The organism is Pseudonocardia sp. NPDC046786 (assembly GCF_040645415.1).
Classification (GTDB): domain Bacteria; phylum Actinomycetota; class Actinomycetes; order Mycobacteriales; family Pseudonocardiaceae; genus Pseudonocardia; species Pseudonocardia kongjuensis.
Genome location: NZ_JBEYYF010000065.1, coordinates 1 through 1899, shown reverse-complemented (window position 1 = coordinate 1899; position 1899 = coordinate 1). Strand labels below are relative to the sequence as shown.

1 protein-coding gene and 2 pseudogenes are annotated in these 1899 nt (G+C 68.6%); all 3 read left to right on the top strand.

The features are described from left to right. Positions 1–95: 95 nt before the first annotated feature. A pseudogene (locus ABZ881_RS30890) lies at positions 96–353 on the top strand (transposase); the annotation flags it as partial. 560 nt (positions 354–913) lie between these two features. Beyond that, positions 914–1540, top strand: a complete 627-nt coding sequence (locus ABZ881_RS30885) for a transposase (protein WP_358489588.1) — start codon at positions 914–916, stop codon at positions 1538–1540. Between the two features lie 11 nt (positions 1541–1551). Beyond that, positions 1552–1809, top strand: a pseudogene (locus tag ABZ881_RS30880) (transposase); the annotation flags it as partial. Between the last annotated feature and the right edge of the window lie 90 nt (positions 1810–1899).

Below are 1899 nucleotides of genomic sequence, written 5' to 3'. Positions count from 1 at the left end.
TCGGCCGAGCCGGCTTCGAGCTGCTCCGCACCCGCGTCCTCCACGCCCGCTGAGTCCAGGCCCACGCGCCCCATCACGCAAAGTGCGCCAGAGCCAAGGTCCGCGACGGCCAGGTCACCAACCGCCCGTTCTACGTCGTCATCGGCGTCACCGTCGACGGTCGCCGTGAGGTGCTCGGGATCTGGGCCGGCGTCGGCGGCGAGGGCGCGAAGTACTGGCTCGCCGTGCTCACCGAGATCAAGAACCGCGGCACCGCCGACGTCTGCATCGCGGTCTGCGACGGCCTGACCGGTCTCGGCGACACGATCACCACCGTCTGGCCGGCCACCGTGGTGCAGACCTCATCCGTCCACTCATCCGTCCACTATGGTCGGGCCGGGGAGGTCCCGGTGATCACCTGCACCGTCTCGGGGAGGACCTATGCAGACCCGTCACCTTCGAGGTCCAGATGCAGACCCGTCCGCCCGAGACGGTGGCGGGCTTCGCATCGGTCAGCGGGAGCAGCACCCACCGGCGAGTGGAGTGCCGAGATGAGGTTCCGACGAGGCCGGCCATGTTGCGGGGATCAGACTCGCAGGGAGCACCATTGGCCCACGTCACCCACTCCATCAACTCCAGCAACGACGAGCCCTCCTCGCCTGCGGAGGTGTTCGCCGGCATCGACTGGGGCGGCTCGTTCCACCCAATCTGCCTGATCGACGCCCACGGCATGTGGTGCGTCAGCAGCGCGTGCAGCATGACACGGCAGGATTCGACCAGCTCGACCGGCTACTCACCGGCAGTGGCCGGAACCAGCTGCGTGTCGCGATCGAGCGGGCCGAAGGGCTGCTGGTCGAGCACCTGCACGCCCTCGGGCTGGAGACCTTCTGCGTGTCGCCGAAGACCGTCTGCCCGGGCCCGGGAGCGCTATCGGATGGGCGCAGCGAAGTCCGACGCGTTCGACGCGTTCGTGTTCTCCACACTGGACCGCGAGATCACCCTGGACTTCATCACCGACTACCCCACCGCCGAGAAGGCCGGGCGAATCGGCACCGCGCGGATGGACGGGTTCTGCCGCCGCCACGGCTACTCCGGGCGCACCAAGCCCGAAGTGCTGGTCGAACGACTACGCCCGCACCTACTGACCGCCGGCGAGGGCACGGTGACCGGGAAGGCGTTCTCCGCGGACCTGTTCACCGAGCAGCTACGGATGCTCAACACCCATCTGCGCGCCTACGACAAGCGACTCGACGAGCTGCTCGAACGCCACCCCGACACCCCGATCTTCACCAGCTTCCCCGGTGCCGGCCCGGTCGTCGCCGCCACTCTGATCAGCGAGATGGGCGAGGACCGCCACCGGTTCCCCGCAGCGGGCGCACTGCTGGCCGAGGCCGGGCTGTCGCCGATCACCCGCACTTCCGGACGCACCCGCCAGGTCCGGTTCCGCTACGCGGCGAACCGCCGCATGCGCCACATGATCGACTGGTGGATGTTCACCGCGATCCGTGAGGACGACTGGACCCGCCAGCACCACCGACCCCTCCTTCAACCGAGGGGTTGACAGCGGGAGTCTGCATCCTGCACCTGATCCGCAACACCTTCCGCTACGCCTCCCGCCGCGACTGGGAGGCCATGGCCAAGGACCTGCGGCCGGTCTACACCGCATCCACCGAGGCCGCGGCCCAGGCGCGCTACGACGAGTTCGCCGCCCGCTGGTGCGGCCAGTACCCGGCGATCGGGACGCTCTGGACGCGGGCGTGGACAGAGTTCGTGCCGTTCCTGGACTACGACGTGGAGATCCGCCGCGTCATCTGCTCCACAAACGCGATCTGGGTGTTTGGATTGAGAGGTTGGTCGGGGCGTTGCTTCCCCGGCCGACGCTCAAGGCGGCCAGCCCTGACTCTGAACGCTATTGACGCC

Bases quoted from the DNA above. Each gene is read 5' to 3' on its own strand.
- ABZ881_RS30885 (WP_358489588.1), top strand. From the start codon at position 914: ATGGGCGCAGCGAAGTCCGACGCGTTCGACGCGTTCGTGTTCTCCACA.